Origin of the sequence: Arthrobacter sp. 'calajunan' (genome assembly GCF_046940185.1) — a bacterium.
In the GTDB taxonomy this organism is placed as follows: Bacteria; Actinomycetota; Actinomycetes; order Actinomycetales; family Micrococcaceae; genus Glutamicibacter; species Glutamicibacter soli.
On record NZ_JBKZDY010000003.1, the window covers coordinates 179,798 to 201,677 of the forward strand.

Annotated in this window: 21 protein-coding genes; 13 read left to right on the forward strand and 8 right to left on the reverse strand. The window is 65.0% G+C overall.

Annotation, left to right across the window (positions count from 1 at the left end):
- Window positions 1–257 precede the first annotated feature (257 nt).
- The 4 genes from RF641_RS05710 to RF641_RS05725 all read left to right on the forward strand — a co-directional run bounded on the left by RF641_RS05710 (window position 258) and on the right by RF641_RS05725 (window position 3,596).
- A complete protein-coding gene (locus tag RF641_RS05710; protein ID WP_286163579.1) occupies window positions 258–698 on the forward strand; it encodes a carboxymuconolactone decarboxylase family protein in 441 nt (146 codons plus the stop codon).
- The gene (locus tag RF641_RS05715) at window positions 698–1,894 is read left to right on the forward strand and encodes a pyridoxal phosphate-dependent aminotransferase (protein ID WP_047120189.1); all 1,197 of its coding nucleotides are present in this window, start codon (window positions 698–700) and stop codon (window positions 1,892–1,894) included. Before RF641_RS05710 ends, RF641_RS05715 begins: the two co-directional genes overlap by 1 nt.
- A gap of 440 nt (window positions 1,895–2,334) precedes the next feature.
- Window positions 2,335–2,733, forward strand: a complete 399-nt coding sequence (locus tag RF641_RS05720) for a hypothetical protein (RefSeq protein WP_082344847.1) — start codon at window positions 2,335–2,337, stop codon at window positions 2,731–2,733.
- Window positions 2,730–3,596: an RES family NAD+ phosphorylase gene (locus RF641_RS05725; RefSeq protein WP_424572747.1), complete on the forward strand. Its 867-nt coding sequence runs from the start codon at window positions 2,730–2,732 to the stop codon at window positions 3,594–3,596. Before RF641_RS05720 ends, RF641_RS05725 begins: the two co-directional genes overlap by 4 nt.
- Before the next feature lie 138 nt (window positions 3,597–3,734).
- On the opposite strand, the gene RF641_RS05730 is transcribed toward RF641_RS05725, so the two are convergent.
- The 4 genes from RF641_RS05730 to RF641_RS05745 form a co-directional block, all read right to left on the reverse strand.
- Entirely contained in the window at window positions 3,735–5,069 is a 1,335-nt protein-coding gene (locus tag RF641_RS05730) for an alpha/beta fold hydrolase (RefSeq protein WP_424572748.1), read from the reverse strand.
- Window positions 5,066–6,283: an amidohydrolase family protein gene (locus tag RF641_RS05735; protein WP_424572749.1), complete on the reverse strand. Its 1,218-nt coding sequence runs from the start codon at window positions 6,281–6,283 to the stop codon at window positions 5,066–5,068. The genes RF641_RS05730 and RF641_RS05735 overlap by 4 nt, the downstream gene beginning before the upstream one ends.
- The gene (locus tag RF641_RS05740; protein ID WP_244910845.1) at window positions 6,280–7,734 is read right to left on the reverse strand and encodes an aminopeptidase P family protein; all 1,455 of its coding nucleotides are present in this window, start codon (window positions 7,732–7,734) and stop codon (window positions 6,280–6,282) included. The genes RF641_RS05735 and RF641_RS05740 overlap by 4 nt, the downstream gene beginning before the upstream one ends.
- A 143-nt stretch (window positions 7,735–7,877) precedes the next feature.
- On the reverse strand, window positions 7,878–8,645 hold the full coding sequence (locus tag RF641_RS05745) for a helix-turn-helix transcriptional regulator (RefSeq protein WP_053798863.1): 768 nt from the start codon (window positions 8,643–8,645) through the stop codon (window positions 7,878–7,880).
- A gap of 235 nt (window positions 8,646–8,880) precedes the next feature.
- Here RF641_RS05745 and RF641_RS05750 point away from each other — a divergent pair, with 235 nt between their 5' ends.
- A complete protein-coding gene (locus tag RF641_RS05750) occupies window positions 8,881–9,237 on the forward strand; it encodes a DUF2695 domain-containing protein (protein WP_082344844.1) in 357 nt (118 codons plus the stop codon).
- Between the two features lie 5 nt (window positions 9,238–9,242).
- Here RF641_RS05750 and RF641_RS05755 read toward each other — a convergent pair whose 3' ends face one another.
- On the reverse strand, window positions 9,243–9,914 hold the full coding sequence (locus tag RF641_RS05755) for a DedA family protein (RefSeq protein WP_053798861.1): 672 nt from the start codon (window positions 9,912–9,914) through the stop codon (window positions 9,243–9,245).
- A gap of 367 nt (window positions 9,915–10,281) precedes the next feature.
- On the opposite strand from RF641_RS05755, the gene RF641_RS05760 reads away from it, so the two are divergent.
- From RF641_RS05760 to RF641_RS05775, 4 genes are read left to right on the forward strand one after another with little or no spacing between them, the layout of a single operon-like run.
- Window positions 10,282–11,199, forward strand: coding sequence for an ABC transporter ATP-binding protein (locus RF641_RS05760; RefSeq protein ID WP_053798860.1), 918 nt, complete (start codon window positions 10,282–10,284; stop codon window positions 11,197–11,199).
- A complete protein-coding gene (locus RF641_RS05765) occupies window positions 11,196–11,951 on the forward strand; it encodes an ABC transporter permease (RefSeq protein WP_113607049.1) in 756 nt (251 codons plus the stop codon). The genes RF641_RS05760 and RF641_RS05765 overlap by 4 nt, the downstream gene beginning before the upstream one ends.
- Window positions 11,952–11,977: 26 nt before the next feature.
- Window positions 11,978–13,102: a sensor histidine kinase gene (locus RF641_RS05770; RefSeq protein ID WP_424572750.1), complete on the forward strand. Its 1,125-nt coding sequence runs from the start codon at window positions 11,978–11,980 to the stop codon at window positions 13,100–13,102.
- Window positions 13,099–13,704 carry a response regulator transcription factor gene (locus RF641_RS05775; protein ID WP_424572751.1) on the forward strand — a complete coding sequence of 202 codons (606 nt, stop codon included), beginning with the start codon at window positions 13,099–13,101 and terminating at the stop codon, window positions 13,702–13,704. Before RF641_RS05770 ends, RF641_RS05775 begins: the two co-directional genes overlap by 4 nt.
- Here RF641_RS05775 and RF641_RS05780 read toward each other — a convergent pair.
- Window positions 13,701–14,201, reverse strand: coding sequence for a DUF456 domain-containing protein (locus RF641_RS05780; RefSeq protein WP_113607046.1), 501 nt, complete (start codon window positions 14,199–14,201; stop codon window positions 13,701–13,703). The two genes, RF641_RS05775 and RF641_RS05780, sit on opposite strands and share 4 nt — an antisense overlap.
- Window positions 14,202–14,224: 23 nt before the next feature.
- Between RF641_RS05780 and RF641_RS05785 the strand changes: the two genes are divergently transcribed.
- Window positions 14,225–15,058 (forward strand): enoyl-CoA hydratase/isomerase family protein, encoded by an 834-nt coding sequence (locus RF641_RS05785; RefSeq protein ID WP_424572860.1) that lies wholly within the window; start codon window positions 14,225–14,227, stop codon window positions 15,056–15,058.
- On the opposite strand, the gene RF641_RS05790 is transcribed toward RF641_RS05785, so the two are convergent.
- Complete coding sequence (locus RF641_RS05790) at window positions 15,055–16,596, reverse strand: long-chain-fatty-acid--CoA ligase (RefSeq protein ID WP_244910844.1); 1,542 nt, start codon at window positions 16,594–16,596, stop codon at window positions 15,055–15,057. The genes RF641_RS05785 and RF641_RS05790 overlap by 4 nt on opposite strands.
- A 217-nt stretch (window positions 16,597–16,813) precedes the next feature.
- On the opposite strand from RF641_RS05790, the gene RF641_RS05795 reads away from it, so the two are divergent.
- Window positions 16,814–17,584 carry a VOC family protein gene (locus RF641_RS05795; RefSeq protein ID WP_353611645.1) on the forward strand — a complete coding sequence of 257 codons (771 nt, stop codon included), beginning with the start codon at window positions 16,814–16,816 and terminating at the stop codon, window positions 17,582–17,584.
- Window position 17,585: 1 nt separating this feature from the next.
- Here the strand turns inward: RF641_RS05795 and RF641_RS05800 are convergent, their stop codons facing one another.
- A complete protein-coding gene (locus RF641_RS05800; RefSeq protein ID WP_113607043.1) occupies window positions 17,586–18,383 on the reverse strand; it encodes a GNAT family N-acetyltransferase in 798 nt (265 codons plus the stop codon).
- 104 nt (window positions 18,384–18,487) lie between these two features.
- Here RF641_RS05800 and fdhD point away from each other — a divergent pair, with 104 nt between their 5' ends.
- Together fdhD and RF641_RS05810 are read left to right on the forward strand one after the other, a co-directional pair.
- Window positions 18,488–19,318, forward strand: a complete 831-nt coding sequence (gene fdhD, locus RF641_RS05805; RefSeq protein WP_113607042.1) for a formate dehydrogenase accessory sulfurtransferase FdhD — start codon at window positions 18,488–18,490, stop codon at window positions 19,316–19,318.
- Between the two features lie 59 nt (window positions 19,319–19,377).
- The gene (locus RF641_RS05810) at window positions 19,378–21,699 is read left to right on the forward strand and encodes an FdhF/YdeP family oxidoreductase (RefSeq protein ID WP_113607041.1); all 2,322 of its coding nucleotides are present in this window, start codon (window positions 19,378–19,380) and stop codon (window positions 21,697–21,699) included.
- Window positions 21,700–21,880 lie beyond the last annotated feature (181 nt).

A 21,880-nucleotide genomic window follows, 5' to 3' on the forward strand; every position in this document is an offset into this window, starting at 1 on the left:
CCAGTAGGGCAACGGGCAAGCATCCTGATGGGTTGCTATCGAATGCGGCAGTCTCGCCGCCGCCGTCACGTAACCTGCAGCTTTTGTTGCTACATCGCAATATATTGTCCTGAAGGGCACGAACAGGGACTTGAGGGTCTTGTCCCATAGTCGGTGGCTGAGCGCCCGAAGCGAACTAGGAGGTTGCAAGCGCCGGGCGGTATGGTTCAGATATGGCTGTCTCAGATCCTCTTTTCCTTGATAAATCCAATCCGGAGTTGTGGAACTCTATTGGGAAGTTCGCCAATCAGCTGACCAAGTCCTACCAGGACGCAGGCATCAGCGACCGGCTGGCCGAACTGGTGAACCTGCGGGTCTCGCAGATCAACGGCTGCGCCTACTGCCTTGACCTCCATGCCCGCAAGGCCATCGACGCAGGGGAGACGATGCAGCGTATCAACTTGCTGTCCACGTGGAACGAATGCGGCGGGCTGTTCGACGAGGAAGAGTGCGCGGCGCTGGCCATCGCCGAAGCAACAACCAACCTGCCCACCCCCGAGGAACGCATTGCAGCTGTGGCCTCGGCCCGTCTGGTGTTCTCCGATGAGCAGGTGGCGGCCATCCAGTGGATCGCCGTGGCGATGAACGCGTTCAATCGCATCTCGGTGCTCTCCCGGCACCCGGTCAAGGAACGCAGCCTGGCTGAAGGCGCAAAGTAGTGAAGGTGTCGAAGCGCGGAGAAGTCCCGCCGTTCGAAGTCATGCAGATCGTCGAGGAAGTCGCGCACCTGCGTGCCGCCGGCCGCGACGTGATCTCATTGTGCGTCGGGGAACCCGGTGGGGGAGCGCCCGCCGCGGTCAATGAGCTCGCCGCGCAGCTGCATGCGCAGAACGCAGATTTCGGCTACACCCCGACCGCCGGGCTGGCCGAGACCCGCGAGGCCTTGGCCGCGCACTACCTGGCCCGCTACGGCGTCCAGATCCCGGCGCGGAACTTCGTCATGACCACCGGATCCTCCGGGGCGTTCCAGCTGGCCTTCCTCGCGGCCTTCGACGCCGGGGACGTGGTGGCTCTGGCCCGTCCAGGCTATCCTGCCTACGCCAACATCCTCGGAGCCTTGGGCCTGCAGGTGGTGGACCTCCCCACCGGGGAAGCCGAACGTTTCCAGCCGACCGTGCAGCTGCTGGAGCAGGCCCTGGCCGAGCACGGAAGGCTCGACGGCCTGGTCATCGCCTCGCCGAACAACCCGACCGGCACCATGTTCAGCGCCGAGGAACTCGAAGAGCTGTGCAGCTGGTGCGACGCCCATGGCGTGCGGCTGGTCAGCGACGAGATCTACCATGGCATCGAATTCGTCCCGGAGCGCAAGGGGCGCACCTCCTGGGAGTTCTCCCGCTCCTCGATCGTGGTTTCATCCTTCTCCAAGTACTGGGGCATGACAGGGTGGCGCCTGGGCTGGATGATCGTCCCCGACGACATGTTGGCCGCGGTGGACGCCCTGGCCTCGAACCTCGCCTTGTGCGCGCCGGCTCCGGCCCAGCGTGCGGTCATCGCCGCCTTCGAGCCGTCGAGCCTTGCCGAGGCGGAGCAGCGGGTCGCCGAGTTCGCGAAGACCCGCGACCTGGTGCTGGCCAACTACAGAAAGCTGGGCATCGAGCAGGCAGCGCCGGCCGACGGCGCGTTCTATCTCTACGGGCGGCTCAGCGAGCGTGTGCTCGACCGCTTCGGCACCGCCGGAGAGTACTGCCGGCAGGTGCTGGAACATGCACAGGTGGCGCTGACCCCGGGCGGCGACTTCGACCCGTTCGAGGGGCACCTGTTCATCAGGCTGTCGTTCGCCGCCGGTTACGAACGGGTGGCCGAGGCGCTGGAGCGGGTGGAAGCGTTTTTGCGCCAGACGCTGTCCGGGGTATAGGACTCGTGGATCGGTGGTGAGAAACTTGGGTGATCTGCACCGCCGGTTCCGCACGAACCTTGTGGTCAATTTCGATGTTGAGCTTCTTGAAACCAACCATCCTGCGACAGTCGTGACGCCAAGCGGCCGATGACATATTAGGCGCTTTCAGGACCGCCGCGTCCTGATCCGCCTGCCTTTGGGCATCCACTATGGCGATGCGTGTGCACGACGTCGGAGTTCGGGCCGGGGAACGCCTGCTGTTCCACATAATGCGGGCCGTATTCTCCCTTATCAGGATGGGTAGATCTTGTTGTGTCCGGTGTGGCAAAACCCCGGAAACGTGCACACTCCGATAGCTGAAATCTGCGCCTTTCGAGCTGCTTGATGAGGCTTGGTGGTGCGTTTTTGGGTGCATTTTTACTATGGGTTGAGCATGCATTCCAGAGTACAATCGAATCATGAAAGCAGCAGTGTCACCTGATCAGCGTCCGGGACTTCGCGCGTACGAGGATTCCGTCGGTCTTCCGTTTCATGAGCTCATTTCGCAGTTGCGGGAGATATTGGGTGTGCGCCTGGTTGCCTATATCGGTGGGGTGAAGTCCTCCAGATCGGTATCGACTTGGGCAGATGGCTCATCCGTTCCCGGCGAAGTCGACCAAGAACGACTTCGTCATGCTTTTCATGCCGCGGCACTTCTGCGGGATCGCTACGACGCTATAACTGTGCAGTCCTGGTTCAAGGGGATGAATCCCGGCTTGAATGATGACGCACCCGCCCAGGTCCTGCGCGAGTCTGACCCGATAGTTGGTTCTCGGGACGTGATCGTCGCCGCTAAATCATTCGCTTACGGCCGATGATGAATCCCGAACATGGAAACAGCGTGGACCTTGAAATAGAGTGCCCAGATGAACCCCTCCATGTTTGGCGCGTCGGATTCTCACCGGAACTTTGGGCTTGGACGCCTTGGCCGTTCGCCGGTGACGACGGACTTTTCAGTGGACGTTGGGATGACCAGCTTGGCGAGTTTCGTACCATCTACACTGCCGAAAGCCTTCTTGGATGCTTCCTCGAGCTGCTTGCCCACTTCCGTCCCAGTCCCGAGCTGGTCGCCGGGCTTGACCAGATTATCGACGACGACGGCAGCATTGGCAGCTACCCCGAAGCTCCCCAATGCGCCATTGGCTACTCATGGTTGGAAGACCGGCGGTACGGTTCTGCACGCCAAAGCGGCAAATACTGCTACGTCACCCACTCACGCAGTATTGCCGCGTTGAGCATCCACTACCCCTTCGACCGACATGATATTTCCCTCGCCGACGTCGATACTGCCCTGTTGAAGGACGCCCGAGACCGCGTGCTCACTAGATCCATCGCCAGATGGCTTTACGACCTGCACGAAGAGACAGCGGGCGAGCCTGTCGTCGATGGTGTGAGGTTTAATTCCCGCCACGGTGATGAGATCCGTGTCTGGGCAGTGTTCGAACGTGCCGATGACTTGGCTGTCAGTCCTCGGATCCAACCTGTGATGGAGCTTCTCCCGTGCCGCCCGACCTTCCCGAGCTGCAAGAGGCATTTGCCCGCTTTGGTCTGCAATGGCATGAAGGCTGATTGCCCAGAACGTGCGCACGGCACCACGCGTCCAGCAAAAGGAACGGTGTGCCGTGGCGGCTTCGGTGAATCGGAAAGGCCAATAAGCCGAATCCCTGATTCAAGCTTCTGAGTCATTGCGCATGATCCCAGATTCGTTCCTGCAGGTTCGAACTCCTTAGGACTGGAACTCGCGGTATGCGAAGAAGCGGGCACGGAATGATCCGTGCCCGCCTCTCTTCACGCATGGTCAATACGGTTTCGTGATGATTCAACTGGCCAGCGGACCGCCGACCTCGTCCACCATGGCGAAGAGCCTGCGCAGCACCGCTGGGTCGTTGATCCCGTCGTGCTCGTGCTCATTGGTGACCCAGGCCTGCAGGCCGCCGACCTTTTTCGCGGTGTCCAGCGACAGGCCGGCATCCACATACATGTCGTCGTAGTAGACGGCGGCGGCCATCGGAACCTGGTTCGCCGCGATCTTCTGAAGGTCGTAGATCTTCCGGTGGGTGCCGCGCGCTGCCAGCACCTCGACGGCCGGGATATACGGGCGCAGCAGCCGGGTCTCCTCGAAAGTCCAGCGGAACATCATTTCGCCGGTGAACAGCAAGGTGGGCGCATCCGTGGCGAAATCCGCGTGCTGCTCCAGCTCCGCCTGGGCGGCGAACGCGTTGGGGCCGTTGGCCCCGTTGCCGTAGATGTCCTCCTGCAGCACCGCGAACAACGGGTTCCCGGCAAAGCTGGTGCGCGCCTGGACCTCCTGCAGCAGGCAGTCGCTGAGCTGGGTGCCGTCGCCGGATTGCTCCAGCAGCCAGTGCAGGCGTTCGAAGCCCGGACCCATGCCGAAGTCGATGCCCAGCGACTGCAGCCGGCGGACCGTGAAGCGGTCGCCGTCGGGCAGCAGCAACTCGCGTTCGGCCAGCGTGCGGGCCAGATTGGCGGCACGGGCGCGGTCCTGCGGGTACATGCGGTAGAACTGCTCGTTCTTGGCACGCACCCGGTGGATGGTGCGGGCGTAGACCCCGGCGGCGCTCGGCTCAAGGCTCGGCAGCCCGCCGGTGATGAAGCAGGCGGTCAGCGCGTCGTCGAAGTAGCTCAGGTAGCTCAGGGTCAGGAACCCGCCGTAGCTCTGGCCCAGCGTGGCCCATTTGCGGCCTTGGTAGCCGCGGCGGCGGATCGCCTCAGCATCGGCCACGATGGAGTCCGCGCGGAAGTTCTCCAGGTACGCCGCGCCGCTGTCGCCGTCCGGGAATCCGGAGATCACCTGGGCGGTGACCGGGGTGGACCGGCCGGTGCCGCGCTGGTCCATGAGGATCACGCGGTAGCGTTCAAGCGCCGTATCCAACCGGTCGGAACCGCCCACCGGGCGCGGTCCCTGCCCGCCGGGCCCGCCCTGCAGGTAGACCATCAGCGGCAGCTGCTGCCCGTCCAGGTGCGCACGCACCATTTCGCGGTAGAACAACTCGATGGCGGGGCCGCCCGGATTGTTCCAGTCCAGCGGCACCTGAAGCACGTAGTCGCGGAAGCGGCGTCCGCCGGCCACGTAGGTTTCCAGCAGCCGCGGGGCCGCATCCAGGTTCTGCACGGCCTGTGCCAGCGCGGTCATTTGGCGCCCTCCAGCAGTCCCAGCGAATCGAAGACCGGGGCTCCGGCCTGGATGACGGTGCGGCCTTTGGCCTCGGACACCAGGAAGTCCACATCCTGGCGCGGATCGCCGTCAAGCACCAGCAGGTCCGCGGCCTTGCCGGCGGCCAGCGAACCGATGGACTCGTTGCCGATCAGCTGCGCGTTCACGCTGGTGGCCGAGCGCAGCAGGTCTTCCACGGTGGAAGCCGCCGCCTGCAGGGCCAGCCCGTTGAGCTGCTCGTCGCCCAGCTCGCCCATCAAATCGCTGCCGAAGCCGACCTTGACCCCTGCATCCAGCGCATGGCGCACCGCCTGCTGCCCGCGCTCTAGCACGATCCGGTTCTTCTCCTGGGACACCGCGGCCAGGCCCAGTTCCTCGCCGCGCGCATCCATGGCGGCATAGGCGGCCAGGGTGGGGACCAGGAAGGCGTCGTGCTGCGCCATGAGCTTGGCGGTGTCGGCATCCAGCAGGTTGCCGTGCTCGATGCTGCGCACCCCGTTTTCCACCGAGTGGCGGATCGCCGGCACCGAGTAGGCGTGCGCGCAGACATAGGAGCCGCGGCGGGCCGCCTCGGAGGTGATGATGCGGATTTCCTCGGGGGAGTATTGCGGGATTTCCAGCGGGTCGGTCAGCGAGATGACCCCGCCGCTGGTCATGATCTTGATGGCGTGTGCCCCGGTGCGGAAGGCATTGCGCACTGCCACGCGCAGGTTGTCGGGCCCGTCGACAATTTGGCACATGTGCCCGTGGCTGAAGCAGGTGTCCAGGTGCGCCTCGCGCGGGTCGCCGTGCCCGCCGGTCTGGCTGAAGGCGGGGCCGGTGAAGTAGTAGCGCGGCGAGTCGAACAGCTTCTCCTCGATGGCGCGGGCCAGGCCCAAGTCGCCGCCGGCTACGTCGCGCACGGTGGTGAAGCCGCGGCGCAGCGCGGCTGCCAGGCGGTGGGAGCCGGCCAGCGCGGAGTAGGAGAGCGGGCCCAGCTCGTTGTCCAGGCCCTGCAGGGCCACGGCGTAGGCGTGGAAGTGCGCGTCGATCAGCCCGGGCAGCACGGTGCGCCCGGCGGCGTCGACCAGGATTCCCTCGCGCTGGGCGCCCACAGCGGTGATGGTCCCGTCGACCAGGGTGATGTTCGCCGGCTCGTCCAGGAAGCGTTCGCCGTCGAAAACCGTGGCGTTGCACAGGGTCAGGGTGCTCATGCGCGCACCGCCAGGTTCATCGCCTGGGCCATCCACTGCTCCAGGCCGGTGGCGTCCAGCGGCAGTTCGCCGGAGAGGTTCTCGTAGCCGGTGGCGGTGATCAGCAGGTCGTCCTCGATGCGTACGCCCAGACCGCGCAGCTCCGGCGGGACCATGGCGTCGTGGGCGTGGAAGTAGAGGCCAGGTTCCACGGTCAGCACCATGTTTTCCTCCAACAGCGCGCCCTGGTAGTCCTCGTAGTGCGAGTGCGAGCAGTCATGCACGTCCAGGCCCAGGTGGTGGCCCACACCGCACACCAGCCAACGGCGGTGCTGCTGGCCGATGGGGGACAGCGCCTCGTCCACCGAGACCGGCAGCAGGTCCCAGTCGTGCAGGCCCTTGGCGATTTCCTCCATGCAGGCGAAGTGGAAGTCGCTGTACGGCTTGCCCGGAGCCAGCGCGGCCAGTCCGGCGCGGTGGGACTTCTCCACCAGGTCGTGGACCTGGCGCTGGGCGTCGGTGAAGGCTCCGGCCACCGGGAAGGTGCGGGTGACATCTGCGGTGTAGCAGGAGCGTTCCTCCACACCCATGTCCAGCAGCAGCAGCTGGTCTTCGCGAACCGGGCCGTCGCAGCGGGTCCAGTGCAGGGTGGGCGCGTGGATGCCGGCGCCGATGATGGTGGCGTAGCCCGGGCCGTTGCCGTAGGTGCGGGCGGCGCGGTCGAAGGTGCCCTGCAGCCAGCGCTCGCCGCCGGAGGTGATGGCCTGCGGGATCTCGGCCAGCACCTGGCGGAAACCGTCAATGGTGTGGTCCACCGAAGCGCGCAGCTCGGCGATTTCCCACGCGTCCTTGACCATGCGCAGCTGGGAGAGGACCCGCTTCAAGGCGGGGGAATCCTGGGCGTTCAGCTTGTCCAGCTCGCTGGAGTCCACGGCGCCGGCGGCCTGGAACCGGCCCGCACGCACGGCGGACTCGAGTTCCTGGATCGGGCGAACCGGGATGCCCAACGCGCGCTGCCAGTCAAGCGGCTTGTGGCTAGGGCCGACCCAGAGTTCGCCGTGGATGGCATTGGAAAAGAAGTCAGCGGTGCCCGGCGCGTAGGGGACTGGCAGGAACAGTTCGAAGTCATGTCCGTCGCTGGTCGGGTGGCCCAGCAGCACGGCGGTCTCGATCTGGGCATTGACCAGGTACATGAAATCGGAGTGGGCGCGGAACTCGTGGAAGTTGTCGTTGGCCCGCACCGGTGCGTGGCCGGCGAACACCATGATGCCCTGGCCGGCGAAGGCCGCCGAGAGGTTCTCGCGGTGGTTGGCTGCGGCCTGCGACGCCGCGGCATCGACAGGGGCAGGCAATTGGGGTGATTCCCAGCCCTTGGCCATGAAGTCCACGAAGGGCTGGCTGTTCGCCAGCCGGGGAATGACATTCTCCCCGCTGCTTGGTACCGGCATTGACTTGGGGAGTTTCTCACTCATCGACGTGGTGCTCCTGTGAAACGAGAACTGTTGGGATGGCAGGGCTTAGCGCCCCGGTCATTCAAGCTTTTCACGGATCCGCCGCGCCTACGACATAAAACGGTGTCGTAAAACCGACACGTCGTTAATCAGTCTCTGCTGATTCAGTCTGCGGATTCGCGGTCCACGATCAGGTGCCTGGCGCTGATGGCACCGAGCTGGAACCTGCTGGCTGCGCCGAATCCGCGCTGCAGGGTCTGGATTTTGCGCTGCACCGTACGCACGCTGACTCCCAGCGCACGGGCCACCGACTCGTCCTTCTGCCCGGCGGCCAGCAGTCGCAGGATCTGGATCTCGTCATCCTCCAGCAGCGTTCCGGACTCGAACTTCCGGTTGCTGACCTGCAGGGCGGTTTCCCAGACCTTGGTGAATGAATCATTGATGAAATCTGCCAGCACCGGGGAGGTGAGCTGCACGGCCAGATGCGATGCGGCGGAGGCTTCCGAAGTGTGGATGATGAACTCCTCGCGGTCGCGGATCAGCAGCCGCGTCGAGACATTCGTGGAGACCCGGGCTTCCTCGCCTTGGCGGACCGAGTTCAGCATGGCCCGGGTGAGGTCTCCGCGCTCGAATACCGAGGGGTCGTAGACCACCCGGAAGCGCACCCCGCGGGCCAGCGCGGCGGGCTGGGACTTCGATTGGGACTCTGCATGCGCGGGTCTGCCGCCTCGGTCCAGCGCATCGATCGAATGCACCGCCCGGTCCTGGAAGTCGTTGAAGGTGTCCACCAGATCCTGGCGCGAGTAGATCAGTCGCATGGACAGGCCGTCCCGATGCACGTGGGCTCCGTCCGTCGGTACCCCGGTGCGGCGCATGTCGTCGGCCAATGCGGCCAGCTGCTGCGAAATCGAGGTGAGCGTATCGGCATCCATGCGTGTACGACCTTAGTGATGTGTGACGGGGTGCAGTCCGTGCCCCGGACAAGGCAGCACGGGGACAGTTGAATCATGGCACATTTCATCGGACAGGATCCCGGATGCCGGTGGGCGTTAGCAGTTCTCCACAGTTCGCCAGGCAGTTGCGAAGCCTTGCGGATCGTGACTGACAGTGGGAGCAGGCAGCCGCAACGGGCCGCCGGAACCGCATCCCAGAGTTGAGGAGAAAACCATGCCGTCACTGCCGGATCCCGTCGACCGTGAATGCCTGCCGTGCTATCTATATCGAGTCGCAGGCGCCGAACCTTGTGCCGCGAACCTGCGCGCGCTGATGCACTACCGCGATTATTCGGCCCCGCGGGCTACCGCCCTGGAGCGGAAGATCAAGCTGCTGGGCGGCTTCTGCGACTGCGAGGTGCTGCTGAACGTTTTCCGGCCCATTACCGATGAGGCTGCGCGCGCGGTGGACGAGGGGCTGGACATGGTCTGCAAAGGAACACGCCGCGGCAGCATTCAACCCTGCGAACAGTGGATGATGCGCCGCGGCGTGCAGTGGGGCGGAGGCCAGTTCCGCTCCCGGAGTGCTTAGATTATCTAGTCTTCCAAGCTCCCGTTGGAAGTGGATTTGTTCTTCTTCCCGGACATGAAAGCCTTCAGCAGTTCCACGCCGATCGGAATCACGGAGATGAAAACAATCAGGATGAAGATCAGGTCGATATTCTGCTCGATCCAGCTGAACTGTCCGAGCCAGAAGCCCAGCAAGGTGACGCCGACACCCCACAACAGAGCGCCAATCAGATTGTAGAAGACGAAGGTCTTGTGGTTCATCTTGGCAACACCGGCGATCACCGGAACGAAGGTGCGGACCACGGGAACGAAGCGGGCCAGGATGACCGCGCGGCCGCCGAAACGCTCGAAGAAGCTGTGGGCGTGCTCGACATTCTTCTGCGAGAAGAAGCGTGAATCTGGCTTCTTGAAAATCGCGGGACCGGTCTTTTTCCCGATCATGTAACCGGTTTGGTCGCCTGCGAAGGCGCAGACGAAAATGCACAGGGCAAACAGCCACAGCGGGACATGGATGGTGCCGGTGGCGATGAGCATGCCCACGGTGAAGAGCATTGAGTCGCCGGGCAGGAAGAAACCGACCAACAGGCCGGTTTCCGCGAAAACGATGCCGCAAACGATCAGGACGACCCATGGCGCCAAAGCCGGGTCGTTAAGGAAGACCGCGGGATTCAGCCAGTCTGGCAGGAAAGCCGCACCCATGGTGGGCGATCCAAGTTCGGTCACTATCGAAAGAAATGAAGAATGATCTAGCACGAGAAAAGCCTACGGGATTTCGCTGTGAGTTTGCCCGTGCATAGATGCAGATCACTGCGGTAAATCGATGTGGGAATGGCATTTTGGCCGGGCTGACCGGTAAAGACTTCGATGCCGGCATCTTGCTGTACTGTGCGGGCGCGGTGACGAATGAACCCGCCGGAGTAGCCAAGCTCACATCCGCTGACGCGTCCCCGAAACGACAGTTGAAATGCGGCAACTAAATTCTCGCTGCCGACCCATGACAACGGTCATGTTCAAGTCATGACATTCTGCTCTTCGCCGGCGGACCTTTTCCGCGAAAAATTGAACCATGGAAACGCTGAACCGAACCGAAGCAGTATCGCTGACGGGTCTGCGCAAGACCTTCACGACACCACGCACCAAGGTCGAAGCCGTGCGCGGAGTCGACCTGAGCATCCAAGCCGGCCAAATCGTTGCCCTGCTCGGCCCTAACGGCGCAGGCAAGACCACCACCGTGGACATGATCCTGGGTCTGACCCAGCCGAGTTCCGGCTCGGTCGAGGTCCTGGGCCTAAGCCCGCACCGGGCAGTGACCTCCGGCAGGGTTTCGGCGGTGCTCCAGACCGGAGGGCTGTTGCGCGACATGACCGTTCGCGAAACCATCACGGTGATTGCCACCATGCACGGGCAGGCCGGCCGTGTTGCGCAAGTCATGGACCGTACCGGGCTGACCGCCATCGCCAAACGGAGGGTCGGAAAGTGCTCCGGCGGCGAGCAGCAGCGCATCAAATTCGCGTTGGCCCTGCTCCCGGACCCCGACGTGCTGATCCTCGACGAGCCCACCGCCGGCATGGATGTGATGGCCCGCCGCGACTTCTGGGAAAACATGCGCTCGGAGGCATCCAGCGGACGCACCATCATTTTTGCCACCCACTATCTGGAAGAAGCGCAGAACTTCGCTGAGCGCACCGTGCTGATGAGCCACGGGCGCATCGTGGCGGACGGGGCGACCGAGGAACTGCGCAAGCTAATTTCCGGACGCACCGTCAGCGCCACGCTGCCCACCGAGCAGGCGATCTCCCAGGCGGAAGCCTTCGACGCCTCGGTGAGCATTGCCGAACGCAATGGACAGCGCATCTCCTTCAAATGCGCCGATTCCGACCGCTTCGCCCAAACCCTGTTGACCGATCTGGGCGCCTGGGACCTTGAAATCTCTGCGCCAAGCCTGGAAGACGCATTCATCCAACTGACCGAGGACGCCCAATGATTGCCACCTATATCCGCGTTGAATTCGCCCGGCACTTCCGCGACGGCTACAACCTGGTCTTCGCGCTGCTGCTGCCGGCAGCCATGTACTTCCTGTTCGGCAACATCCCCAGCTACACGGATGCCGAGGTAGGCAGCGGCAACGTCAAGTTCTACCTGATGGTTTCCATGGCAGCCTACGGCGCGGCCGTCAGCACCGTGGCCATTGCCGGCACGGTGGCCACCGAAACCATGCAGGGCTGGGGCCGGCAGATCGCCTTGACCCGGATGACACCGGCTTCCTTCGTCACCAGCAAGATGATTGTCGCGGCCACGGTGGCGGCAGCCTCGGCGGCGCTGGTCTTCGCCCTGGGCGCAGGTACCGGAGCGCGGGTCACCGACGGCTGGATGTGGGTGGTCAGCTACTTGATCATCCTGGCCGGAGCGATGATCTTCGCCTGCTACGGCATCGGCGTGGGCATGCTGTTCAAGTCGGAATCCGCGCTGGGGCTGGCCTCGGGCCTGATGGTGTTCTTCGCCTTCTTCGGCAACGTGTTCATGCCTCTGGAAGGCGGCATGCTCGACGCAGCCCGTTTCACCCCGATGTTCGGCTATGTGGCCTTAGCCCGCTACCCGATGCTGCACTCAATTCCCGCAGGAGGCGACATGGCGCCGGATCCATTGTGGATTCCAGTGACTAGTGTGGTTGCATGGGCAATCATCTTCGCGCTCTTCGCGGTCTTCGCAACCCGGAAGGCCAAGGCGCGCCAGTGAATAATTCAGGGAGCAATCCCACGGCAATGAGCCAGGCCGGCTGCGAAGTCGACGAAGGCACTGCCTTTTGGGACAAGTGGGGCTGGCTGGTTGCCGGGGTCTGGATCATCTTCCTGATCTTCCCGATCCTGGACCTGCTGTTGGAAGACTATTCGCTGCCCACCAGGATCATCGGACTGATCCTGGTGGTCGTCTTCGCGGTGGTCTACCTCAGGGCCTACGCGGAATTCAGCAGGGTGGTCGGCGAGGGCGGAACCAGGCACCCGCGGGCCTATGCCTACTTCGCCATCCTGTGGGTCATCGTGCTGGCGGGGCTGCCGGTCATCGGGCTGACAGTCATGGGAATCTTCCCGTTCCTGACCTCCTACTCCGCCTTCCTGCTCACCAAGCGCTACACGATCGCCACCTATGTCGCCGTCGCCGTGCTGTGTTTCGTCCTGCCGATCATCTACGGGGAATTCATCGACCTGCTGTTCCTGATCGGCCTGAACCTGGTGCTGATGGTCGTGTACGCCATCACGGTCGCCGCGATCACCCGCTCGGTGGTCTCGGAACAGATCCGCGCCGACTACCTGGTGGTGGCGGAACAGGAACGCATGGCCCGCGACGTGCACGACGGCATTGGCCATTCGCTGACCGCGCTGAACCTCAAGGCCCAGCTGGCGTTGCGGCTCATGGACGCCGGCAGCTACAAGGAAGCCCGCCGGGAGCTTGAGCAGCTCAGCGACCTGGCAGTCACCGCGCTGGATTCGGTCCGCACCACGGTGCACGGGCTCAACCGGCAGAACCTTGAGGCCGAATTGCAAGAACTGCACCAGGCCTGCACGGATAACGGCCTGGAATTCACGGTGCTGGGCACGGTGGAGGACGTCCCCGTGGCCTGGCGGTCGCACATTGCGTGGATCCTGCGCGAGGCGGTCACCAACGTGCTGCGCCACGCCCACGCCGGATCCGTCGCGGTGCGGCTGGGCACCGCAGGGGTCAGCGTGGACGACGACGGCGACGGCATCCAGGGCGGTGAGAGCGGCCACGGCATCCGCGGCATGCAGGAACGCGCCCGGCTGTTCGGCGCCAGTTGTACAGTGGGAGCATCCAGGCTGGGAGGAACCAGCCTGCAGGTGGCATTCGGCGCGGGAAGCGGGGACACATGATCAAGGTGCTGATCGCGGATGACCAGCACCTGGTGCGCGGCGCACTGGCCGCCCTGCTCAATCTTGAGGACGACATCCAGGTGGTCGCCGAATGCGCCGACGGCGACGAAGTCGCGCAGGCGCTGGATGACAGCGGGGCGCAGGTCGCGCTGCTGGACGTGCAGATGCCCCGGTTGGACGGGCTGCGCACCGCGCAGCTGTTGCGCGACAGCCATCCCGAGGTCAAGATCCTGATCGTGACCACCTTCGACCGCCCCGGATACTTCCGCCAGGCCTTCGAAGCCGGGGCCAGCGGATTCCTGGTCAAGGATTCCCCGCCGGCGGAACTGGTCGCCGCCATCCGCCGGGTGCATTCGGGCGGGAAGGTCGTCGACCCGCAGCGCGCCATGCTCAGCGTGGAAACCCGCTCCAACCCGCTGACCGAGAGGGAACGGGAAATCCTCGCGCTGGCCGCCGGCGGGGGACCTGTGTCGCAGATCGCCGCCTCCCTGCACCTGTCGGCCGGAACGGTGCGCAACCACCTGTCCAACGCCATCGGCAAAACCAATACCTCGAACCGGATCGAGGCGGCCCGCAGCGCGCGGGAAATGGGCTGGATCTAGCGGGTGGCGAAGTGGGTGATGACCCCGATCATCCACACCGAGGACGCCAGCAGCACGCAGCCCAGCTCGATCACGATGCCCAGCCCCATGGCCTTCAGCGCCGCCCAGGATGAGGTTAGGGCACCGGAGGTTTCGCCGCGGCGGAGCGCCTCGCCGATGAACAAGCCCACCGCGAAGCCTACGAACAAGCCGACCACCGGGATCAGGAAGGCCCCTGCGATCGCGCCGATCAGGGCCGTGAGGATGGACCCCTTCGGGATTGCGTGTTGCTTGAGCTTGCGACCGGTGAGCACCGCTGATGCGGACCAGCCGAGGAACGCGATGGCGATGCCCAACCCCGCGGCCCACCAGGAGGCGCCGCTGCCCAGCAGCCAGCCCCAGGCCAGCAGCGTTCCGATGGCCAGCAGTGATCCCGGAAGAATCGGGAAGATGGTTCCCAGCGCTGAAACCACCAGCAGCAGGCCGGCAAGAATCGTGTAAAGAATTTGTAGATCCACATGCCTAGTGTGGCACGGTGAGCATGACGGCAGCGCAGACCGGAAAACAGGAGGTCCTCATGTCCGGGGAAAACAAGGCACGGGTCGGCGTGCAGATCCAGGGTTCCACCGCAGTGGTGCTGCTGGAAAACGAGCGCCAGTTCAACGCCCTGACCAAGGACATGTGCCTGCAGCTGCTGGGTGCCTTCGCCGTGCTGTCCGCGGATCCGGCGGTGTCCGCGATCGTGATCCGCGGTGCCGGCGGGAACTTCTGCGCCGGGATCGCCATCGACCAGATGGACCAGGTGCTCTTCGACAAGGACGCCGACGGGCAGCTGCTGAACCACTTCGATCTGGTGGACCGGGCGATCACCGGCTGCCCCAAGACCACGATCGCGGTGGTGGAGGGCAACTGCTTCGGCGGGGCCTGGCAATTGGCTTCGGCCTGCGAGATCCAGCTGGCGGCCGATGACGTGAAGCTGGCGATCACCCCGGCGAAGATCGGGCTGGTGTTCCCGCGTCCGGGCATCGAGCGGCTGGTGCGCACGGTGGGTGAAAGCCGGGCCAAGTACCTGCTCTATTCGGGATCCCGCATCCCGGCGGCCGAAGCGCTGGACTGGGGAATGTTCACCCGGATGCACCCGGCCGCACAGCTGGACGCTGAACTCGGCTCACTGTTGCAGGCGCTGCAGGGCAATTCCCCGTACTCCATCGCGCGGACCCGCGAGGCCATCGCCGCCCATGGGCAGGAGCCGGCGGCAGCTGACTACGAATCCTGGTGGGCGCGGCTCTGGGAAGAGAACGGGGAGAATCCCGAGCTCGCCGAGGGGCGGCGGGCGTTCCTCGAGCGCCGCGCGCCGCGCTACGGCGATGCCTAGGAGGGCTGCCCTGACTGTTCGGCGTACTGCGCCACCAGCTCGCGCTTGAGGATCTTCCCGCTGGGGCCCAGCGGGAATTCCTGCACGATCTCGATGTGGCGCGGGAACTTGTAGGCCGCCATCTGCTCGCTGGCCCAGGCTCCGATGGACTCGGCGTCCAAGGTGGAGCCTGCTTCCAGTGTGATGGCCGCGGCGATCTCCTGGCCGTGGGTTTCGTGCGGCACGCCGTACACCGCGGCGTTGGAGATCTCCGGATGGCTGATGAGCACCTCCTCGACCTCGCGCGGGTAGACGTTGTAGCCGTTGCGCAGGATCATGTCCTTGGTCCGGTCCAGGATGCGCAGGTAGTCGTCCTCGTCCTTGGTGCCCAAATCCCCGGTGCGGAACCAGCCGTCGACCATCGCCTCGGCCGTGGCCTCGGGACGGTTCAGGTAGCCGGCGAACAGGTTGTGCCCGCGGACCACCAGCTCGCCGATCTCCCCGCGCGGCAGCAGCCTGATTTCGTCCAGATGCGCCGGGTCGGCAATCTCCACCTCGACGCCCCACACCGGGGTGCCGATGGTTCCCGGCCGCGGTTTGCGTCCCACATGGTTGAAGCAGGCCACCGGCGAGGTCTCGGTCAGGCCGTAGCCCTCGTAGATGGGCGCGCTGAAACGCTCTTCGAAGGCGGTGAGCACCGACACCGGCAGCGAGGCTCCGCCCGAGACGCCGAAGCGCAGGCGGGATGGCTTGCCCTCGCGCTGCTTGCCCGCCTCCAGCATGGCGACGTACATCGTGGGTACTCCGAAGAACAGGTCGATGTCTTCATCCAGCACCAGGTCCAGCGCGCCGACGGCGGTGAACTTGGGCAGCAGCATGATTTCCGCGCCGATGCGCAGCCCGGTGTTCAGCACCGTGGTCTGCCCGAAGGTGTGGAACAGCGGCAAGCCGCCGAAGACCTTGTCGCCGCGGCGCATGTCGATGGTGTCCAGCAGCAGGGTGTTCGCCTGCTCCAGTAGCGCAACGTGGGTGCCCAGCGCGCCCTTGGGCTTGCCGGTGGTGCCGGAGGTGTAGAGGATCGTGGCGATGTCCTCGGGACGGCGCGGCAAGTAGGTGTCGATGGGGGTGGCCGCCGCGGCGAGGTCCTCCAGACGGATGCTTCCCAGCTCTTCAGGAGCCAGCACGCTGATCGTCTCGACGCCGCTGAGCTCTGCGCCAGCGGCGCCCTCGCCCAGCAGCGGAGCCGCGCACACCAGCAGGCGTGCTCCGGAATCCTCCAGCACATAGGCGATCTCGTGGCGTTTAAGCAGCGCGTGGATCGGCACGACAACCGCGCCGAGTGCCAGCACCGCGTAGTAGACGCGGGCGAAGTCCGTGACGTTCGGAATCAGCACCGCGACCCGGTCGCCTTCGCCGATGCCGCGCTCCCGCAAAGCCCCTGCGTAGGCGCGGGTTTCGTCCCAGAGCTGCCGGTAGCTGGTGCTCTGCCCGTTGACGGTGATCGCGTTCAACTCGCCATGGCGGGCGGCGCCCTCGGCGGGGATTGCTGCAACGGACATGGTGGCGTTTGGCGAGGAAGAAAGCATGGAAAGGCTCCCGGAGATCAGCGCGAAATGCGAGTGTGTGCTGTGTCACAACCTAACATAATGGAACTGGAAACCGGGAGCAGGTACCCGGTGCCAAGCTTCTGGAGCCTGAAAGTCATATCGTTGCCGCGAGGCGGCCCGAAGCCTAGACTCGCCCTAGCAACTGGATCATGTTTGAAATGGGGAAATGATGCAGGAACTTGGGCAGCCCGGCGCGGAACCGTGCCGGGTAGATTTACTGACCGGTGATATGAAACGAAGCGTCGACTTCTATGGGCGGCTTTTCGGATGGAAAACGAGCGGCGGGAATTCCGGCACGGAAGACTCGATCGACATGTACTTGGGGGACGAACTCGTAGCCGGATTCCTGAACAACGATTCAGGCTCCGAATGCAGCGATGCATGGGTCACCTACCTGAATGTGGCAGACGCCCACGCGGCCAGCTACTCGGCCGGGATGTACGGCGGCTGCGTTTTCCTGCAGCCGCTGGAAATCCAGGGGCAGGGCACCTTGGCCATGATTGGCGACCCCACCGGTATCGGTGTGGGGCTCTGGCAGTCCTCCACTGTCAGGGGGCTGACCAAGGCCTCCGGGCGACACGGGACCCGGATCTGGAATGAATTGCACACCACCAAATTCGAGAAGGTCACCCACTTCTACCGCGATGCGCTGGAATGGGATCTGCTCAGCTTGTCTGACACCGACGAGTTCCGGTACCAGAGCTACGGGCAGGGGCCGAACGCCAAAGCGGGCATCTTCGACATTTCCGGCCAACCGGATCCGAAGCCCGGGTGGCGGACCTACTTCGCGGTGACGGATACGGACAAGGCGCTCGCGCTAGCGAAGAATCTGGGGGCGAAAGTCCTCAAGCAGGCGCAGGATTCGCCCTTCGGGAGGATGGCGGTGCTCGCCGATCCCACCGGGGCGGAGTTCTCCATCATCCAAACCGTACCGGCCTGAGTTATCCGGAACGCTTCCAGGTGTACGGGGTTGTGGTCGTCACCTTGACCATGCCCTGGCGCTCCAGGATCGGGCGGGAGTACTCGGTGGAATCGCTGTGCGCAAAAATGTGCCCGGCGGCCCTCGCCGACCGGGCGCGGGCGTCGGTCAACGCCCGGTAGATTCCGCGGCCTCGGTAGGCGGGGAGCACGCCGCCGCCCCACAGGCCGACCACCTCCGTGCCGGCTACGGGCTCCAGCCTGCCGGCACCGACCATGCGGGCCCCGGCCCAGGCCACCCACAGCTCGAGGCCGTTGGCGAGGTCCATGCGCGCGGCCAGCTCCCGGGCCAGGCCCGGGGAAGGCGGCTGGCCGAATGCCTCGGCGGACATGGCGCACATCTGCTCAACCTCCAAGGGGGTGCTGATTCGGCGGACCTGCACACCCTGCGGAGCAGGAAGGCCGCTGATCAGGTGTTCAAGCCGGCCGAGCATCACTGATTCCGGCTGTCCGGCGCTGAATCCGCAGGACAGCAGGGCCTCGTGCAGTCCCGGGGCGTGGTCGTGGCCGCGGGTCTTGAACTCCACCTCGGTGATTCCGGAGCGCGCCGTGAAATACTCCAGCGCCGGGCCAACCAACGCGGACAGCGGTGCCGGTTCGCCGCCGGTGAACCGCGGCGAGGTGATGAAGCCCTGGCCGCCGGGGAAGACCGCCAGATACAGCGGACCCAGCCGGCCAACCCGGAGGGCGCCCTGCATCTCCGCGTCGGTGCGCAGCTGCGAATCGTAGATATCCAAGAGCCTGCCGGCGGGGTTGGTCATGTGAAAATTCTAGGGTCAACCGGCCCGGCGCGCGGCGCTTTGCCCTGAGCCGCGGGTCGGTGGCACACTCGGACGAGGCAGCCAAAGAACAAACAGGGAGCACCATGGGACGCAAGATCATCCGGCGCCGCGTCATCCGAGCCATGTCGGATGGGACCACCCGGGTGCGCGAGGAGAAGCTGGCCGGCGAAGAGCCGCTGGAAATCCGCTTCGGGCACACCTCCTTCACGACCTCGATGCGCACCCCCGGGGACGACTTCGACCTCGTGGCAGGGTTCCTGTTGGCAGAGGGAATCGTCACCAAGTCCGAGCACCTGGTGGCGATGCGCTACTGCCTGGGCACCGACGAGGACGGAAACCAGACATATAACGTCATAGAGGTGCAGCTGGGTTTCGGCGCCGTACCCCCTCAGCTGAGCGCCGCGCGCAACGTGGTGACCAGTTCGGCCTGCGGCATCTGCGGCACCAACTCGATCGACGAGGTGCGCAAGAAGTCCACCTTCGAGCTGCGCGAGGACTGCGGCCATGTGGACCTGGACGTGTTGTTGTCCATGCCGGACACGCTGCGCGAATCGCAGAAGCTGTTCTCCTCCACCGGCGGCGTGCACGCGGCAGGCCTGTTCTCCACCCGCGGGGATCTGCTGATTCTGCGTGAGGATGTGGGCCGCCACAACGCGGTGGACAAGGTAATCGGGGCGGCCCTGCGCGAAGGTCGCATGCCGCTGTCCGACACCGTGCTGCAGGTCTCCGGCCGCGCCTCCTTCGAGCTGGTGCAGAAGGCGGCCATGGCCGGCATCCCCGTGCTCAGCGCGGTGAGCGCGCCCTCCTCCCTGGCCGTGGACCTGGCCCAGGATGCGGGGCTGACGCTGGCCGCCTTCTCGCGCGGGCACAGCGTAAATCTTTATACGCATGCGCATCGCGTCCTGAACGCGTAGCGTGGTAGGTGTGTGGCTGGCGCCACAGCATTTCGGCAGGCATCAGACGGAGGATTGACATGCATCGCCCGGCTCCCAAGGAAGACATCAACGAGGACGACCTGAAGGTCACCGAGCCCGAACACGCGGCCGCGGGACTCAAGGCCGTCATGGTGTCCATGGAACGCGGCTTCTCCGAAGCCGGCCCTTCGCGGACCCTGCGTTCCATGCTGCGCATCAACCAGCGCGGCGGCTTCGACTGCCCGGGCTGCGCCTGGCCCGAATCGATTACCGGCGCCCGCAAGCCCGCGGAATTCTGCGAGAACGGCGCCAAGGCGATCGCCGAGGAGGCCAGCGCCCGCACGGTGACCCCCGAGTGGTTCGCCCAGCACCCGATCTCCGTGCTGCAGGACAAAACCGAGTACTGGCTCGGCTCCCAGGGCCGCATCACCAACCCGATGATCATCCACGCGGGGGAGACCCACTACCGCCCGATCAGCTGGCCCGAAGCGTTCTCCACGATCGCCGAGCACGTCAACGCCACCACCCCGGACCGCTGCGTGTTCTACACCTCCGGGCGCACGGCGAACGAAACCGCGTTCATGTACCAGCTGCTGGCCCGCTCGCTGGGCACCAACAACCTGCCTGATTGCTCCAACATGTGCCACGAATCCTCGGGCACCGCGCTGAACCCGACCATCGGCATCGGCAAGGGCACCGTCTCGCTGGAGGACTTCGAGCATGCCGAGGCGATCTTCGTGGTCGGCCAGAACCCCGGCACCAACCACCCGCGCATGCTCTCCGCGCTGGCCGACGCCCGCAAGCGCGGGGCGCGCATCGTGGCGGTCAACCCGCTGCCTGAAGCAGGATTCTTCGGATTCAAGGATCCGCAGACGGTCAAGGGCATGCTGGGCAAGGCGGAGCCGATCTGCACCGACTTCCTGCAGATCAAGGTCGGCGGCGACCTGGCCCTGTTCCAGGCCTTCGGCCACCTGCTGCTGCAGTTCGAGGGCGAGAACCCGGGCTCCGTGGTGGACCACGAGTTCATCGCCTCGGTGACCGACGGGTTCGAGGCCTACCAGCAGGCCCGCTCCGCCATCGACTGGGACGCCACCGAAAAGGCCACCGGGCTGACCCGCGCCGAAATCACGGATGTCGCCCGGCTGCTGGCCAAGTCCAAGGCGACCATCATCTGCTGGGCGCTGGGCCTGACCCAGCAGCCGCACTCGGTGCCGACGCTGAAGGAAATCATCAACCTGCTGCTGCTCCAGGGCAACTTCGGCAAACCCGGCGCCGGCGCCTGCCCGGTGCGCGGCCACTCCAACGTGCAGGGCGACCGCACCATGGGCATCTGGGAGAAGCCAACCGAGAAGCTGCTGGCCTCGCTGGATGAGGAATTCGGCATCGAGGCGCCACGCGAGCACGGCTACGACTCCACCGAGGCGCTGCACGCCTTCGAGAAGGACGAGATCGATGTGTTCGTCTCCATGGGCGGCAACTTCGCGCTGGCCAACTCGGAGACCGAAGCGCTGGAAGCCGGCATGCAGCGCGCCAAGCTGACCGTGCACATCTCCACCAAACCCAACCGCTCGCACGTGGTGCACGGGCAGACCTCGCTGATCCTGCCCACCCTGGGCCGCACCGACAAGGACGACAAGCACCCCGGCGGCGCCCAGTTCCTGTCGGTGGAGGACTCCATGTCGGTCATCCACTCCACCCAGGGCCGGCTGAACCCGGTGTCCGACCACCTGCTCTCCGAGCCGGTGATCGTCGCGCGCATGGCCCAGGCCATCCTGGGCGACGACCATGCGGTGGACTGGCGTGCGATGGCCGAGGACTACGACGTGGTCCGCGACCACATCTCCCGGGTGCTGCCCGGCTTCGAGGACTTCAACCGCCGGGTGCGCGAGAAAAACGGGTTCGTGCTGCCCAACCCGCCGCGCGATTCGCGCTCCTTCGCCACCGACATCGGCAAGGGCCGCTTCACGGTCTCCGAATTCGAGGCGCTCGAAGCCCCGGAAGGCCACCTGATCCTGCAGACCATGCGCTCGCACGACCAGTACAACACCACGTTCTACGGGCTGGATGACCGCTACCGCGGGATCAAGGACGGGCGCCGCGTCATCCTGATCCATCCCGAGGACCTCCAGGAAGCCGGTTTCAAGGACCGCGACCTGGTGGATGTCATTTCCACCTTCCGCGGGACCGAACGCCGGGCGAACCGCTTCCGGCTGGTGTCCTACCCGACGGCCAAGGGCTGCGTCGCCGCCTACTTCCCGGAGGCCAACGCGCTGGTGCACCGCGATCTGGTGGCCCGCGAGTCAAACACCCCGGGGTTCAAGGCCATGATGGTGCGCTTTGTGGAGCACACCGAGGATCCGGGCCCGACACTGGACAGCTGAGCGCTAAACAAGGGCCCACGGACGGGATTCGAACTGAATTCCGTCCGTGGGCTGTGCTCGTTCCCGCGGAAAACGGGCCGCGCGGGCAGGGGCTGGATGATGCAAAGTGCATCACGTCAAGCGCTTGCCCCCGGAAGAGGCTGTATTGTTGCGACACAATATAAGGTGTCCGGCTCCCGGG

Excerpts from the sequence above, each read along its gene's own strand:
- RF641_RS05760 (WP_053798860.1), top strand. The coding sequence starts at position 10,282 with ATGGAAACGCTGAACCGAACCGAAGCAGTATCGCTGACGGGTCTGCGC.
- RF641_RS05795 (WP_353611645.1), top strand. The coding sequence starts at position 16,814 with ATGCAGGAACTTGGGCAGCCCGGCGCGGAACCGTGCCGGGTAGATTTA.
- RF641_RS05810 (WP_113607041.1), top strand. The coding sequence starts at position 19,378 with ATGCATCGCCCGGCTCCCAAGGAAGACATCAACGAGGACGACCTGAAG.
- RF641_RS05775 (WP_424572751.1), top strand. The coding sequence starts at position 13,099 with ATGATCAAGGTGCTGATCGCGGATGACCAGCACCTGGTGCGCGGCGCA.
- RF641_RS05755 (WP_053798861.1), bottom strand. The coding sequence starts at position 9,914 with ATGGGTGCGGCTTTCCTGCCAGACTGGCTGAATCCCGCGGTCTTCCTT.
- RF641_RS05735 (WP_424572749.1), bottom strand. The coding sequence starts at position 6,283 with ATGAGCACCCTGACCCTGTGCAACGCCACGGTTTTCGACGGCGAACGC.
- RF641_RS05720 (WP_082344847.1), top strand. The coding sequence starts at position 2,335 with ATGAAAGCAGCAGTGTCACCTGATCAGCGTCCGGGACTTCGCGCGTAC.
- RF641_RS05765 (WP_113607049.1), top strand. The coding sequence starts at position 11,196 with ATGATTGCCACCTATATCCGCGTTGAATTCGCCCGGCACTTCCGCGAC.
- RF641_RS05770 (WP_424572750.1), top strand. The coding sequence starts at position 11,978 with ATGAGCCAGGCCGGCTGCGAAGTCGACGAAGGCACTGCCTTTTGGGAC.
- RF641_RS05740 (WP_244910845.1), bottom strand. The coding sequence starts at position 7,734 with ATGAGTGAGAAACTCCCCAAGTCAATGCCGGTACCAAGCAGCGGGGAG.
- RF641_RS05790 (WP_244910844.1), bottom strand. The coding sequence starts at position 16,596 with ATGTCCGTTGCAGCAATCCCCGCCGAGGGCGCCGCCCGCCATGGCGAG.
- RF641_RS05800 (WP_113607043.1), bottom strand. The coding sequence starts at position 18,383 with ATGACCAACCCCGCCGGCAGGCTCTTGGATATCTACGATTCGCAGCTG.
- RF641_RS05750 (WP_082344844.1), top strand. The coding sequence starts at position 8,881 with ATGCCGTCACTGCCGGATCCCGTCGACCGTGAATGCCTGCCGTGCTAT.
- RF641_RS05745 (WP_053798863.1), bottom strand. The coding sequence starts at position 8,645 with ATGGATGCCGATACGCTCACCTCGATTTCGCAGCAGCTGGCCGCATTG.
- RF641_RS05730 (WP_424572748.1), bottom strand. The coding sequence starts at position 5,069 with ATGACCGCGCTGGCACAGGCCGTGCAGAACCTGGATGCGGCCCCGCGG.
- RF641_RS05785 (WP_424572860.1), top strand. The coding sequence starts at position 14,225 with ATGACGGCAGCGCAGACCGGAAAACAGGAGGTCCTCATGTCCGGGGAA.
- RF641_RS05725 (WP_424572747.1), top strand. The coding sequence starts at position 2,730 with ATGATGAATCCCGAACATGGAAACAGCGTGGACCTTGAAATAGAGTGC.
- fdhD (WP_113607042.1), top strand. The coding sequence starts at position 18,488 with ATGGGACGCAAGATCATCCGGCGCCGCGTCATCCGAGCCATGTCGGAT.